Below are 13,368 nucleotides of genomic sequence, written 5' to 3' on the forward strand. Positions count from 1 at the left end.
TAACTGGCCGCGCCGGTTCGGACGCGCGCACCATGCCGCGCGACCGATGGGGGACATCCGATGACGCGCGCCAGGACCCTGCTCACCCTCTCGCCGCTCGAGCGCGGCGCGGACGCCGCCCTGCTCGCCCTGCGTGTGGGGGTCGGATCGTTCCTGGTCTTCGGTGTCTGGGACAATGTGACGAGCGCAGAGCACATGGCGGAGTTCGTGAGTTTCCTGGCGCGGTTCGGCTTCCCCTATCCGCACCTTCTCGCGCCCTTCGACGTGTGGGTCCAGTTCGCGATCGGCCTGGCCTTCGTCCTGGGCCTGATGACCCGCTGGGCCGGGCTGCTCTGCGCGGTGAATTTCCTCGTCGCCATCGCCATGGTGGACCATCACGCCGGCTGGCGGGGCTCGTTCGGGTCCATGTGCCTGGTGCTGATCGGACTCTACCTGGCGACGCGCGGACCGGGGGCCTTCGCGCTCGACCGGCTGCTGTTCCGCGAGGACCGCGGCTTCGCCCGCCGGCTCTAGGCGCGCGGCAGGACCAGGGCGACCCGCAGGCCCGGCCCCATCTCGCCGACCTTTCCAGGGCCTTCGGCCAGGTCCAGGCGGCCGCCGTGGGCCTCGGCGACGGCGGCGACCAGGGAGAGACCCAGGCCCGCGCCGGGCTCGTTGCGGCTGTTCTCCAGGCGCACGAAGCGCTCGACCACCCGGGCGCGGTCCTGCTCGGGCACGCCCGGGCCGGTGTCGGTCACCGAGAACTCCACCTCGCCGGAGGAGCGCCGGCGGACGCGCAGCATGATGGCCCCGCCCGCGGGCGTGTACTTGATGGCGTTGTCGAGGATGTTGGCCAGCGCCTGGGCCAGGAACTCGCGGTTGCCGCGCACCTGCAGGTCCTTGGCGAACTCGGCGGCGAAGTCGATGCCCTTGTCCTCGCAGAGCGGCTCGTAGAGCTCGGCGATGTCGGCCGCGAGTTCGGCGGGATCGAAGACGACCGGGTCGGGCGCGGTCCCGGCGGCCTGCAGCCGGGCGATGGAGAGCACCGCGCCGAAGGTCTTGAGCACCCCGTCGGTGTCGGTCAGCGCCTGGGCCAGCGCCTCCTGCGGGTCGCCCTTGCCGGCCTCGACGTCGAGGTAGGCGGCCTCCAGCCGGGCGCGCAGGCGGGTGAGCGGCGAGCGCAGGTCGTGGGCGATGGCGTCGCCGGCGTGCTTGTGGCCGGCCATGGACCGCTCCAGCCGGTCCAGCATCTCGTTGAGGCCCTGGGCCAGTTCGTCGAACTCGTCCCGGGCGCCGCGGACATGGGCCCGAGCGCCGAGGTCCCCGTTGCGCACGGCGTCGACCACGGAGGTCAGCCCGGCCATGCTGCGGCTGACGTTGCGGCTGACCAGCACGCCGCCCGCCAGCCCCAGGATCACCACCAGGGCGCCGGCGCCCCACAGGGCGTTGATGATCTTCAGGACATAGGCCTCGTCCTCGCCCACGTCGGCGCCGACGAACAGGATCTCCCCGCCGGACAGCCGCTCCTGCAGGCCGCGGGCTGGGCGGCGCACGGTGCGCCCCTGCGTCTCGTCGGTGACCTGGAAGCTGGTCCAGGTGGGGCCGCCGTTGAACTCGTCGACCGGGCTCTCCTCGATGGAGCCGGAGATGGTGTCCCCGTCCTGGTCCATGAGCAGGTAGAGGAAGGGCCGCTCGCTGGCCGCCCGCTCGATCAGGGACTGGTTGACCGCCGCCACGCCGGCCCGGTCGTAGGCGGCCACCAGCGAGCGCATCTCGCGGGTGATCTCCTGGTCGGTCCGGCGCGTCGCCTCGCCGGCTGTGGCCACGTAGATGTAGGCCAGGAAGGCCGAGGCGGCGCTGGCGAACAGCGCCAGGAACAGCAGCGTCAGCCGGAACGGCGTGGTGCGGAAGATGCGCGGCAGGCGCATGGGTTCCGCCGCCTCTTCTTAGGCGTCCAGGCGGTAGCCCGCCCCGCGGACGGTCTGCAGCATCGGGCGGTCAAAGCCCTTGTCGATCTTCGAGCGCAGCCGCGAGATGTGGACGTCGATCACGTTGGTCTGCGGGTCGAAGTGGTACTCCCAGACCTTCTCCAGCAGCATGGTGCGGGTCACGGACTGGCCGGCGTGGCGCATCATGAACTCCAGGAGCTGGAACTCCCGGGGCTGCAGGTCGATCTCCTTGCCCTGGCGGTGCACGGTGCGGGCGATCAGGTCCATCTCCAGGTCGCCGACGCGCAGCAGGGTCTGCACCGAGCCCGTCTCGCGACGGCGGGCGAGCGCGTCCACCCGGGCGGTGAGCTCGGCGAAGGCGTAGGGCTTCACGAGATAGTCGTCGCCGCCGGCCTGCAGGCCCGCGACCCGGTCGCCCACCTCGCCCAGGGCCGAGAGGAACAGGACAGGCGTCTGGTCGCCCTCGCGGCGGAGCGTGGTGATCAGGGTGACGCCGTCCATCTTCGGCATCATCCGGTCGACGATCATCACGTCGAACTCGCCGCCCCGGGCGGCGGCGAGGCCCTCCTCGCCGTCGGCCGCCCGCACGCAGGCGTGTCCGGCCTCGGTGAGGCCACGCTCCATGGCCTCGGCCGCCTCAAGGTCGTCTTCGACGATCAGGATCCGCATGATTCCGCCCCCCGCAGAGCCAAGCCTAGCCTGAAATGTTCAGTGGCAGGAAGGAGGTGCGGCCGTTGCGGTAGACGCCCACCAGCACGCTGGTGCGGTTGGCCCGCTTGGCGGCGTCCACCACCGCGGCGAGATCGGCCGCGGTGGTCACCGCCCGGTCGCCGGCGCGGGTGATCAGGTCGCCCCGGCGCAGGCCCTTCTCGGCGGCGTCGGAGGACTGGTCCACGCTGGTCACCAGGGCGCCGCGCACGTCCGCGGGGACGTTGAGCTGCCGGCGGGAGGCGTCGTCGAGCGGCGCCAGCGCCAGGCCGATCACCGGCGGCGCCTGGGTCGGCGGCGCAGGCGCGCCCGGCGCGCGGCCGCCCGGCGTGTTGTCGTTGGCGGCGAGCTCGCGCTCGGAGGGCCGGGTGCCGGAGCGGACCGTCACCTGCTGGCGGCGGCCGTTGCGGATGATGTCGAGCCGCAGGGCGTCGCCCGGACGCGCCTGGGCCACCCGGCGGGTGAGTTCGGACGAGTTCTTCACCGACTGGCCGTTGATCGCCACCACCACGTCGCCGACCACCAGGCCGGCGCGGGCGGAGGGACCGCCGGCGACGAGGTCGGCGACGATCGCGCCGCGCTGGTCGCCCATGCCCTGGGCCTCGGCCATCTCGCTGGTGAAGTTCTGGATCGAGGCGCCGATGTAGCCGCGCTCGATCTTGCCGCCGCGGATCAGCTGCTTGGTCACGGTGTCGGCCACCTCGGCGGGGATGGCGAACCCGATGCCCACCGAGCCGCCGGACGGCGAGAAGATCGCCGTGTTCACGCCGATCACCCGGCCGTAGATGTCGAAGGTCGGGCCGCCCGAGTTGCCCCGGTTGATGGGCGCGTCGATCTGGATGTAGTCGACGAAGGTCTCGCCGATGTCGCGGCCGTAGGCGGAGATGATCCCGGCCGTGGCGGTGCCGCCCAGGCCGAAGGGGTTGCCCACCGCGATGACCCAGTCGCCGACGCGCGGCTTGGCGGAATCCTCGAAGTTGACGAACGGGAACGGGCCGCTGCGGCCCTTCACCTTCAGGACGGCGAGATCGGTGCCCTCGTCGCGGCCGACGATCTCGGCCTCGAGTTCGGTCTCGTCCTTCATGACCACCGTGATCTTCTCGGCGTTCTCGACCACGTGGTTGTTGGTGACGATGTAGCCGTCGGCCGAGATGAAGAAGCCGGAGCCGGAGGACTGCTGGCTGGGCAGCCGGGGCTGGCCGCGCTCGGTCTGGCCGCCCTGCGGCGGGGCGGTGGGATCTTCCCCCTCCTCCTCGGGCTGCGGCAGCAGGAACGGCAGGCCCGGGATCGCCCGGCGCAGCGCGTTGGCGTCCATGCGGCTGGTGACGTTGATCGACACGACGGCCGGGGACACGCGCTCGAAGATGTCGGCGTAGGACATCGGCGCGCCCGGCGGCGGGGCGAAGATCGGCGCGGTCGAGGCGCGGATCAGCTGGGGCTGCTCGGCATGGGCCATGGGAAGCCGCATGCCCGCGCCCGCAACCGCCGCGGCCATGACACCGGCGCCGGCGACGGCGCCCAGGAGGTAACCGGTCTTCTTCGAGGTCATCAGCCTTCTGTTCCCTGTAGGCGGTCCGCGAGATCCGCTGTCCGCCCGAAAAACCTAGGTTCGATGCACGAGAGTGCAACGGCTCTCAAGTTACATTCAGGTCACCCTACGCGCGGCTTCGCGTCCATTGTTGGGCGCCATCTTGTCAGGGGGCGTCGCCCTCCGACAGCCGCCTGAGCCGCTCGCTCTCCTCCTGCGAAAGCTCCGCCTCCGGCGATCGGTTCCTGAGCCGCAGGAACAGCAGGCCCGCGCCCAGCACGACCACGATGAACGGGCCGATCCAGAGCGCCAGGTTGCCGGCGGAAAACGAGGGGGTGAGCAGTACGAACTCGCCGTAGCGCTCGGTCAGGTAGGCCTTGATCTGGGCGTCCGAGCGGCCGGCGGAGACCTGCTCGCGGACCAGCTTGCGCAGGTCCTGGGCGAGCTCGGCCTCGGAGTCGTCGATGGACTCGTTCTGGCAGACCAGGCAGCGGACATCGCGGAATATCTCCCGGGCGCGGGCTTCCTGGGCCGGGTCCGGCAGGCGCTCGGCGGGATCCGACGCGGCGGCCATGCAGAACACGGCGGCGACGGCGGCGAGGACGGCGCGGAGCCTCATGCCGGCTGCTCCTTGCGGCGGGCGACGCCGAGCCGCAGGCGACGGTCGGAGAGGGAGACGAGGCCGCCCAGGGCCATGATCGCAGGGCCCAGGAAGATCAGGGTCGCCCAGGGGTTCCAGTAGGCGCGGACCAGCCAGACGGGCGCCTCGCCGCCGCCGCGGCGCTCGCCCAGCACGACATAGACGTGGCTCAGGCCCTGGTAGCAGATGCCCACTTCGGACGTGCTCTGGCCGCCGGCCGGGTAGAAGCGCCGCTCAGGGCTCGGCGCGCAGATCGGCCGGCCGTTGCGGGTGACGGAGAGCTGCGCCCGCTCGGCGTCGTAGTTGGGGCCTTCCACCCCGACCACGTCCTGCAGCACCACGTGATAGGCGCCCGCGTCGAGCGCGCCGCCGATCGGCAGAGCCTCGGCGGCCTCCACCTTCCAGCTGGTCTCGAACACCGCGCCGAGGACGAAGACGCCGAGGCCCAGGTGGGCGAGCGTCATGCCCCAGGCGCCGCGCGGCAGGCGCGTGAGGCGCCGCCAGCTCTCCGCGGCCGGCGCGCGGAAGGCGCGGACCCGCTCCAGGATCTCGGCCAGGGCTCCCACGATCAGCCAGGCGCCCAGCGCCACGCCCGCCGCGCCCCAGCCGTGGCGCGGGCTGACCAGCAGCAGGGTGGCGAAGCCCACGGCCACCGAGATCAGGGCGGCCGCCCACAGCCGCTGCAGCACGCCGCGCGCGTCGCCGCGCTTCCAGGCGAGCAGCGGCCCGGCCGGCAGCAGGATCAGCAGGGCGGCCATCAGCGGCGTGAAGGTCAGGTTGAAGTAGGGCGGCCCCACCGAGATCGCCTCGCCCGTCGCCGCCTCGCGGATCAGCGGGAAGAGCGTGCCCAGGAGGACGGTGGCGGTGGCCGCGGCCAGCAGGATGTTGTTGAGCACCAGCGCGCTCTCGCGGCTCACGGGCGCGAAGACCCCGCCCTGGGCGAGACCGGGCGCGCGCCAGGCGAAGAGGCCGAAGCCGGCGCCGGCGGTGACGCCCAGGATGATCAGCAGCAGCACGCCGCGGGTCGGGTCCACCGCGAAGGCGTGCACCGAGGTAAGCACGCCCGAGCGCACCAGGAAGGCGCCCAGCATGGAGAAGGAGAAGGCCGCCAGAGCCAGGAAGACGGTCCAGCCGGAGAGCGCGCCGCGCTTCTCGGTGACGATCGCCGAGTGCAGCAGGGCCGCGGCCACCAGCCAGGGCATGAAGGAGGCGTTCTCCACCGGGTCCCAGAACCACCAGCCGCCCCAGCCGAGTTCGTAGTAGGCCCAGAAGGCGCCGAGCGTGATGCCGATGGTCAGCATGCTCCAGGCGGCCAGCGTCCAGGGGCGCACCCAGCGCGCCCAGGCGGCCTCCACCCTGCCCTCGATCAGGGCCGCCACGGCCAGCGAAAAGACCACGGAGAGGCCGACGTAGCCGGCGTAGAGGAACGGCGGGTGGAAGGCGAGCGCCGGGTCCTGCAGCAGGGGGTTCAGCGAGCGCCCCTCGACCGGCGCGGGATCCAGCCTGGCCAGCGGGTTGGAGGCGAAGACGGTGTAGGCCAGGAAGACCACGCCCAGCACGCCCTGGACCGCGACGGTGAGCGCCTTCAGCCCGCGCGGAAGCCCGCGGCCGGCGAGCGCGGCCATGGCCCCGTAGCCGGTCAGGGCCAGGCACCAGAGCAGCATGGACCCCTCGTGGCTGCCCCAGGTCCCGGCGACGCGGTAGAGCAGCGGCTTGTCGCTGTGCGAGTTGGCCGCGACGTTGGCCACCGAGAAGTCGGACACCACGAAGGCGTGCATCAGGGCCGCGAAGGCCACCAGCACGCCGAGGAAGGCGACGAGCGCCGCCCCCTCCCCGCCCGCGGCCAGCACGGACGAGCGGCGCACGCGCGCCATCGCCGACAGGCCGATCTGCGCGACCGAGACGGCGAGCGCCAGGATCAGGGCGAAGGAGCCGACCTCTGCGATCACAGGGCGCTGCTCTTCGGGCCGGCCGGTTCGGCCTCACGCATGGGCTTGCCGCCCTCGCCGTACCATTCCCCCTGCTCCTTCAGCGCCTTGGACACCTCGCGGGGCATGTAGCGCTCGTCGTGCTTGGCGAGCACGCGCTTGGCCTCGAAGACTCCGTCGTCGCGGAACGAGCCCACGGCCACGATCCCCTGCCCTTCGCGGAACAGGTCCGGCAGGTCGCCGGAGAAGACCACCTTGTCCGTCGCCGTCTGGTCCTGGACGGTGAACTCCACCCGGCCGTCGGGATGCTTGACCACCGAGCCCTCGGCGACCAGGCCGCCGAGCTGGATGGAGCGCCCGGGCGGCGGCTTGGCCGCGTCGGCCTGGGACGGCGTGTAGAAGAACGAGATCGAATCCCTGAGGCCCCAGAGGGTCAGGCCCGCCGCCAGCGCCAGGACCGGCGCGATGGCGAGGATCAGGGTCAGGCGGCGGCGCGCCTTGGGGGATTTCGGCAGGAAACTCATCGCATCGGCTCCGCCCGCGCGGCCTGCGCGAGCTGGTTCAGGATCTCGGGCTTGCCGGCGTAGCGGCCGCGGGCGGTGGCCAGCGCCGCATCCCGCTGGGCCGTCTCGCCCAGGACGGCGTAGGCGCGGACCAGGCGCACCCAGCCCTCCGGATCGTCGGGATTGGTCTTCAGCCGGGCGGCCAGCCCCTCGACCATGCCGCGGATGGCGGCCATCTGGTCGCCGCTGAAGCCCGGCTGGGTCGGCATGGACTCGGCCTCGGCGATGGCGCGGCGGACCACCTCGGCCCGCGGATCGCCGGGCGGCAGCTCGGCCAGCAGGGCGCGCCAGTCCGAAACGCCGCCGGCCCGGTCGCCCGACAGGATGCGCTGGCGGCCGAGGTAGAAGCGCGGCTCGACGGCCTTCGGATCGCGCTTCAGCGCCTCGCGGAAGGCCTCCTGGGCGGCGTCGTCCACCTCGCCCGCCTGGCTGGCGTAGGCCTCGCCGAGCAGGGTCCAGAGGTCCGCCCGCTCCGGCGCCAGCGCCACGGCGCGGCGCAGGGCGCGCACGGCGGCGGTGGGGTTGTTGGCGCTGGCCTCCGCCATGGCAAGGAAGCGGTAGAGCTCGGGATCGTCCTTCCGCTCGCGCGTCAGGCGGTTCAGCACCGCGGCGATCTCAGCCGGCTGCAGGGTGGCCAGGTCGCTGGTCCGCCAGGTCTCCAGCCGCTGCGCGAAGGGCTGGTCGGGCATGCCCGGCGCGCCGATCCCCAGGTAGAGGCCGAGCGCCAGCATGGGGGCGAGCACCACCGCGGCCAGCACCGGCATCCGGGCCCCGCGGTCGGCGCGCCAGGCCTCGCCCGGCTTCTCGGTGGCGGCCAGCAGGCGCCGCGCGGCCTCGGCATGGGCCACCCGGCGCTCGCTCTCGCCGATCAGGCCGCGTTCGGCCAGGTCGTCGATCTCGGACAGCTGCCGGCGATAGAGGATGGGCGTCGGGTCCGGCGCCTCGCCCTGCGAGGCGGCCTGTGCGGCCCGGAAAAGGATGAGGCCGGCCGCTGCGGCGGAAAGGACGCCGGCGACCGCCCAGAACACGATCATGGGCGGCCGTTTAGCCGAAAGCGCGGGTCAGCGCGAGGGGGCGCTCAGGCGCCTGCGGCCATCGGCGGCGGCTCGGCCCTGCAGGCGGCGGCGCGGCGGCGCACGAGGTCGGCGGCCTTCTCGTCGCGCACCAGCCGACTGAACTCCACGACCACCGCCAGATGCTCGCGCGCCACGGGCTCATTCTCGCAGTCGCCGGTCTTGATCAGGTCGAGGGTCTCCTCGACGTAGTGGTCGAGCATGTCGCCGACCTTCTCCAGCATCTTGGAGCGCGCCGAGGCGAAGCCGCCGTAGTTGGCGCTGGAGCGGATCTCGCGGGCGAAGTGGAACAGGGTCAGCGCGCGGCGCACGGCGCGGGGGTCCGGCGGCAGGGTGTGGCGCGGGATCATCCGGCGGATGCGGCGCAGCCTGGCCGGCTGCATGGGCAGGGCCAGGTTGGCGTACTTCTCCGCCTCGCGGATGCGGCCCTCCACGACGCTGGCCAGGGCGTTCTTCTGCTTCAGCAGCCGGTGACCCCAGCTGTGCTCGCGCTCGAGCGCGATGCAGGCCTCGATCTCGGCCACCTGCAGGGTGACCAGCTCCACGAGCTTGGCGGCGGCGCGCGCGGTCTCCTCGCCGCCGTCCACGTCCAGCGTCTGGATCGACTTCAGGGCCGCGTCGATGTCGTCCATCACCCGCTCGGCGAAGCCGCCGAGTTCGGAATCCCGCAGGTAGCGCTCGCTGGGCTTGTCCATCACCGCCGAGATGATCCGCAGGACCATCCAGGGGTGCGGCAGCTGGGCGGCGATCATCTCGAAGAAGGTCGGCCCGGCGTCGTCGGCGACCGAACAGGCGTCGCGGTAGACCAGTCGCGCGGCCGCCGTGGTGTCGTCGCCGAAGTGGGCGGTCCATTCCGGCAGGCGGTAGGCGGCGCGCCGGACGATGGGAGCCAGGTCCAGGCACAGCTGGAAGGCCGCCCCGCCGCCGGGACGCGCCTGCTCGCACAGCATGGTCACGGTGGCGAACTCGCGCGGCTCGCCGGCGCGCACCGCGTCGGCGGCGCGCTTGACCAGGGCGTCGAACGGGGCCGGCGAGCTCTCGCCGGGGCGATAGTCGTAGAGCGCCAGGGACGCGGCCTTGATCCCCTGCGGATCCAGCGCCTTCAGCCCCTTCCAGAGGTAGCCCAGGGCGAAGGAGGGAAACACCAGGCTGTGCGGGTCGCGGCCGTCGCCCACGCACATGGGGGCGATCGGCTGCAGGATGATGTTGCGCAGGCGACGCTCGCCGGCCTCGGCCTCCACCAGCCGCCGGACGCTGGCCAGGGCGGAGTCGCCCTGGGCCTCGGCCAGGGCCGCCTGCAGCCCGCCCACGACCTTGTCGGGGGCGGCCGCGACGAGCGCCTTCACGATCTGGATCTTGCGCTCCGAAAGAGCGGGCATGCGAAACTCCACGGGCGGGCGCAGGCCCGCACGGTCCGCAACTTGCCCAACCGCGGGTTAAGGTTTTCCAAAGGTTAGGGAATTCAGGCGGCCGCCTGCGGCAGGTCGATCTCCAGGCGCAGTCCGCCGAGCGCGGAGTCGTCGAGCTTCAGGGCCCCGCCGTAGGCTCGGGCCAGCTCGTCGATGATGGAAAGCCCCAGCCCCGAGCCCGGGGCGTTCTCGTCCAGGCGCGCGCCGCGGCGCACCACCTCGTCCCGACGGTCCGGCGGCAGGCCGGGCCCGTCGTCCTCGACGGTGAGGCGGAAGCGGTCGGGCGCCGTGGCGGCGGCGCGCACCCGCACCCGGCTCTTGCCCCATTTGCAGGCGTTCTCCATGGCGTTGCCGGCGATCTCAAGCAGGTCCTGGCGCTCCCCAAGGAAGAACAGGTCGTCGGCCGCGTCCCAGTCGATCTCGATGCCCTTGTCGCGGAAGATGCGCTCGAGCGTGCGGGCCAGCTCGTCGAGGATCTCGGCCACGGAGGTGCGCTCCCCCTGCCCCTGAGTGCGCGCCGCGGCGCGGGCCCGGCGCAGGTGGTGGTCCACCTGCTGGCGCATGGTCTCGGCCTGGCGGCTGACCACCTCGGCGAGCGGGCCGGGCCGCTGGCCCGCCTCGGTGAGCATGACCGAGATCGGGGTCTTCAGCGCATGCGCCAGGTTGCCCACGTGGGTGCGCTGGCGCTCCACGACCTCCTGGTTGTGGGCCAGCAGCGCATTGAGTTCGTCGGCGAGCGGGGTGAGTTCGGTGGGATAGGCCTCCTGCAGGCGCTCGGCCTTGCCCCGACGCACGGCCGCCACCTCCCGCTGCAGGTCGTAGACGGGCCGCAGCCCCACCCGCACCTGGATGATGATCGCCGCCACCAGGCCCGCGCCCAGCAGGGCGAAGGCGCCGGCGGTCCAGGCGATGAAGTTGCGCACCGCCCGGTTGATGGTCGAGCGCTCCTCGGCGGCGAGGAAGATCACCGGCACGCCCTGCAGCTCGGCGTAGACCGCCCGGGCCCTGAGCGGCTCGTCCAGCGGTCCGCGGGTGTCGTAGGCGACGGGCTTGCCCGGATTGGCCTTGAAGTGGGCGACGAGGTCCGGCGGCGTCGGCAGGACGGAGTCGAACAGGGAGTAGGAGCGCACCAGCGGCCGGACCTTCCCGTCAGCGGTGGGCGCGGCGATGGTCCAGTAGCGGCCGGAGAAGGCGCGCAGGGCGCGCTCATCGGTGAGCGCCGGGGCGAACACCTGGCCGCGGTCGACCGTGGAGTTGGACAGCAGGTTGTCGATCAGCTCGCCGAGTGTCTGGTCGACCCGCTGCAGGGCCGCCTGCTGGAAGAGCAGCGCCAGGACGGCGGCCGAGACCACCAGGGCCGCCAGGCTCCAGCCGACCGCCAGGAGCACGAGCCGGCGCGCAAGCGACGGCCGGCCGAGCGCCCCCAGCAGCTTCACGGGCGCGGCGTCACGGGTTGGCGGCCTGGCCCGCCTCTTCCTCGGGGCAGGTCAGGCGGTAGCCGAGGCCGCGGACGGTCTCGATCCGGTCGGCGCCGATCTTCTTGCGCACCCGGCCGATGAACACCTCGATGGTGTTGGAGTCGCGGTCGAAGTCCTGGTCGTAGAGGTGCTCGACCAGCTCGGTGCGGCTGATCACCCGGCCCTGGTGCATCATCAGGTAGTGCAGCAGCCGGTACTCCAGAGAGGTGAGCCGCAGCGGCTCGCCGTTGACGCTGGCGCGGGCCGCGCGCGGATCGAGCCGAAGGCCGCCGCAGGACAGGTTCGGGGTGGCGTGGCCGGCCGAGCGGCGCAGCAGGGCGCGCAGGCGGGCCAGCAGCTCCTCGGTGTGGAACGGCTTGGTCAGGTAGTCGTCGGCCCCGGCGTCGAAGCCGGCCACCTTCTCGCTCCAGGCGCCACGGGCGGTGAGGATCAGCACGGGCGTCGCCATGCTCTCCCGCCGCCAGCGTTCCAGCACCGAGACGCCGTCCACCTTGGGCAGGCCCAGGTCGAGGATGATGGCGTCGTAGGGCTCGGTCTCGCCCAGGAACTGGGCCTCCTCGCCGTCGGGGGCATGGTCGACGGCGTAGCCGGCGTCGGCCAGCGCCAGCTTCAGCTGGCGCGACAGGTCGGGGTCGTCTTCAACAAGCAGGATGCGCACGTCCGCGTCCCTTCCTTATGATCCGGATCGCCCTACTGGCGGCCGATGATCCGGCCGGTCTGAGCGTCCACCACGATGACCATCACGCGGCCGTCGGGCGTCTGCCACTGGACGAAATAGGCGGGGCGGCCGCCCGCGTCGCCCATGGTGGTGTTCAGGTGCCGCCCGGGAATCTGCTGGGCGATCGTCTCCAGAACGCGCGACAGCGGCACCTGGCGCCCGGACTGCACCGGGATCAGGCGCGCGGGCTGGGCCTCGGCCGCGATGGGCGCGGCGGCGGCGCCCAGCAGGGCGGCGATCACGAGAAAGCGTTTCATGGCCCCAGATCTACCCGGCCAGGACTGAACCGGGCCTGAATACAGGGTTTATGTCCCGGCTGCGGCGCCCTGTCACGCCGAAGCCCGTCACGCCGTGCCCGTCATGTGCGCCGCTTCGGCGTGTAGGGCCGCTTCTGCCGCCAGGTCTCGGCGATCTGCTCCAGCTCGGCGTCCACGGTGTCGGGCAGGGTCACCACCAGCCGGGCGAACAGGTCGCCGCGATGGCCCTTCGCGTCCGAGAGGCCGCGGCCCTTCAGGCGCAGGCGCGAGCCGGTGTTGGCGCCTTTCGGGATGGTCAGGGTTACAGGCCCGTCCGGCGTCGGCGCCTCCGCCTTGCCGCCCAGCACGGCGTCGTAGACCGTCACCGGCACGTCCATGACCAGCACCTCGCCCTCCCGGCGGAACACCGGGTGCGGCAGGATGCTCAGCTCGATGAAGGCGTCGCCGGGACCCGAGCGGCCGGGGGCGCCCTGCCCCTTCAGCCGCAGCGTCTGGCCCTCCTGCGCGCCCTTGGGGATGGTCACGTCGATGGTGCGGCCATCGGAGAAGGCGATCCGCCGCTTGCCGCCGCGGATGGCGTCCAGCAGGTCGATCTCCAGCTTCGCGCGTACGTCGGCGCCGCGCTGGGAGAAGCCGCCGAAGCCGCCGCCCGCGCCGCCGCGGCCCTGGCGGCCGCCGCCGAACATCTCGCCCAGGATGTCGCCAAGGTCGACGCCCTCGAAGGTCTCGCTCTGGTAGGGGCCGCCGCGGCGCTGGTAGCCGCCGTCCCAGCCGGGACCGCCCGGCTGTCCGCCCCAGGGGCCGTGGCCGCCGCCGCCGAAGCCGCGGGCGGTCTCACGCCCATCGGCGTCGATCTCGCCGGCGTCGAACTTCTTGCGCTTGTCGACGTCGCCCAGGATGTCGAAGGCCGCGCTGACGCGCTTGAAGCGCTCTTCGGCTTCCTTGTTCCCGGGGTTGGCGTCGGGGTGATTCTGCTTGGCGAGCTTGCGGAACGCCTTCCTGATCTCGTCCGCGCTCGCACTGCGGGGGACGCCCAGCTCCTGGTAGGGGTCGCGCGCCAAATCCTCTGCCCTTGCCCACATCGTCTAAGACCTCTGGCTTGTAGATTGGTCCGGGCCGAGATGCACGCAAGGGCCGA

General features: G+C 72.6%; 13 protein-coding genes. 1 reads left to right on the plus strand and 12 read right to left on the minus strand.

The genetic code is table 11. From position 1 onward, the window contains the following. The first annotated feature begins 60 nt into the window (after window positions 1-60). Window positions 61-513 (plus strand): DoxX family protein, encoded by a 453-nt coding sequence (locus VM685_RS19895; protein ID WP_325461918.1) that lies wholly within the window; start codon window positions 61-63, stop codon window positions 511-513. Here the strand turns inward: VM685_RS19895 and VM685_RS19900 are convergent. The 12 genes from VM685_RS19900 to VM685_RS19955 form a co-directional block, all read right to left on the minus strand. Next, on the minus strand, window positions 510-1,907 hold the full coding sequence (locus VM685_RS19900) for a HAMP domain-containing sensor histidine kinase (RefSeq protein WP_325461919.1): 1,398 nt from the start codon (window positions 1,905-1,907) through the stop codon (window positions 510-512). The two genes, VM685_RS19895 and VM685_RS19900, sit on opposite strands and share 4 nt — an antisense overlap. An 18-nt stretch (window positions 1,908-1,925) precedes the next feature. Next, entirely contained in the window at window positions 1,926-2,597 is a 672-nt protein-coding gene (locus tag VM685_RS19905; protein ID WP_325461920.1) for a response regulator transcription factor, read from the minus strand. A gap of 25 nt (window positions 2,598-2,622) precedes the next feature. Continuing rightward, entirely contained in the window at window positions 2,623-4,185 is a 1,563-nt protein-coding gene (locus VM685_RS19910; RefSeq protein WP_325461921.1) for a Do family serine endopeptidase, read from the minus strand. Between the two features lie 145 nt (window positions 4,186-4,330). Beyond that, entirely contained in the window at window positions 4,331-4,783 is a 453-nt protein-coding gene (locus VM685_RS19915) for a cytochrome c-type biogenesis protein (protein ID WP_325461922.1), read from the minus strand. After that, window positions 4,780-6,753: a heme lyase CcmF/NrfE family subunit gene (locus VM685_RS19920; protein ID WP_325461923.1), complete on the minus strand. Its 1,974-nt coding sequence runs from the start codon at window positions 6,751-6,753 to the stop codon at window positions 4,780-4,782. The genes VM685_RS19915 and VM685_RS19920 overlap by 4 nt, the downstream gene beginning before the upstream one ends. Beyond that, a complete protein-coding gene (gene ccmE / locus VM685_RS19925; RefSeq protein ID WP_325461924.1) occupies window positions 6,750-7,256 on the minus strand; it encodes a cytochrome c maturation protein CcmE in 507 nt (168 codons plus the stop codon). The genes VM685_RS19920 and ccmE overlap by 4 nt, the downstream gene beginning before the upstream one ends. Next, the gene (gene ccmI / locus VM685_RS19930; protein ID WP_325461925.1) at window positions 7,253-8,329 is read right to left on the minus strand and encodes a c-type cytochrome biogenesis protein CcmI; all 1,077 of its coding nucleotides are present in this window, start codon (window positions 8,327-8,329) and stop codon (window positions 7,253-7,255) included. Before ccmI ends, ccmE begins: the two co-directional genes overlap by 4 nt. 44 nt (window positions 8,330-8,373) lie before the next feature. Next, a complete protein-coding gene (locus tag VM685_RS19935) occupies window positions 8,374-9,747 on the minus strand; it encodes a hypothetical protein (RefSeq protein ID WP_325461926.1) in 1,374 nt (457 codons plus the stop codon). A gap of 83 nt (window positions 9,748-9,830) precedes the next feature. After that, window positions 9,831-11,213 carry a sensor histidine kinase gene (locus tag VM685_RS19940; RefSeq protein WP_325461927.1) on the minus strand — a complete coding sequence of 461 codons (1,383 nt, stop codon included), beginning with the start codon at window positions 11,211-11,213 and terminating at the stop codon, window positions 9,831-9,833. Between the two features lie 10 nt (window positions 11,214-11,223). After that, window positions 11,224-11,913 carry a response regulator transcription factor gene (locus VM685_RS19945; RefSeq protein ID WP_325461928.1) on the minus strand — a complete coding sequence of 230 codons (690 nt, stop codon included), beginning with the start codon at window positions 11,911-11,913 and terminating at the stop codon, window positions 11,224-11,226. 32 nt (window positions 11,914-11,945) lie between these two features. Beyond that, window positions 11,946-12,230 (minus strand): PepSY domain-containing protein, encoded by a 285-nt coding sequence (locus VM685_RS19950; RefSeq protein WP_325461929.1) that lies wholly within the window; start codon window positions 12,228-12,230, stop codon window positions 11,946-11,948. A gap of 101 nt (window positions 12,231-12,331) precedes the next feature. Next, window positions 12,332-13,291, minus strand: coding sequence for a DnaJ C-terminal domain-containing protein (locus VM685_RS19955; protein WP_325461930.1), 960 nt, complete (start codon window positions 13,289-13,291; stop codon window positions 12,332-12,334). Window positions 13,292-13,368 lie beyond the last annotated feature (77 nt).

Source organism: Phenylobacterium sp., from assembly GCF_035539035.1.
Taxonomy (GTDB): Bacteria; Pseudomonadota; Alphaproteobacteria; order Caulobacterales; family Caulobacteraceae; genus Phenylobacterium.

Bases quoted from the DNA above. Each gene is read 5' to 3' on its own strand.
- VM685_RS19895 (WP_325461918.1), top strand. From the start codon at position 61: ATGACGCGCGCCAGGACCCTGCTCACCCTCTCGCCGCTCGAGCGCGGC.
- VM685_RS19900 (WP_325461919.1), bottom strand. From the start codon at position 1,907: ATGCGCCTGCCGCGCATCTTCCGCACCACGCCGTTCCGGCTGACGCTG.
- VM685_RS19905 (WP_325461920.1), bottom strand. From the start codon at position 2,597: ATGCGGATCCTGATCGTCGAAGACGACCTTGAGGCGGCCGAGGCCATG.
- VM685_RS19910 (WP_325461921.1), bottom strand. From the start codon at position 4,185: ATGACCTCGAAGAAGACCGGTTACCTCCTGGGCGCCGTCGCCGGCGCC.
- VM685_RS19915 (WP_325461922.1), bottom strand. From the start codon at position 4,783: ATGAGGCTCCGCGCCGTCCTCGCCGCCGTCGCCGCCGTGTTCTGCATG.
- ccmE (WP_325461924.1), bottom strand. From the start codon at position 7,256: ATGAGTTTCCTGCCGAAATCCCCCAAGGCGCGCCGCCGCCTGACCCTG.
- ccmI (WP_325461925.1), bottom strand. From the start codon at position 8,329: ATGATCGTGTTCTGGGCGGTCGCCGGCGTCCTTTCCGCCGCAGCGGCC.
- VM685_RS19935 (WP_325461926.1), bottom strand. From the start codon at position 9,747: ATGCCCGCTCTTTCGGAGCGCAAGATCCAGATCGTGAAGGCGCTCGTC.
- VM685_RS19950 (WP_325461929.1), bottom strand. From the start codon at position 12,230: ATGAAACGCTTTCTCGTGATCGCCGCCCTGCTGGGCGCCGCCGCCGCG.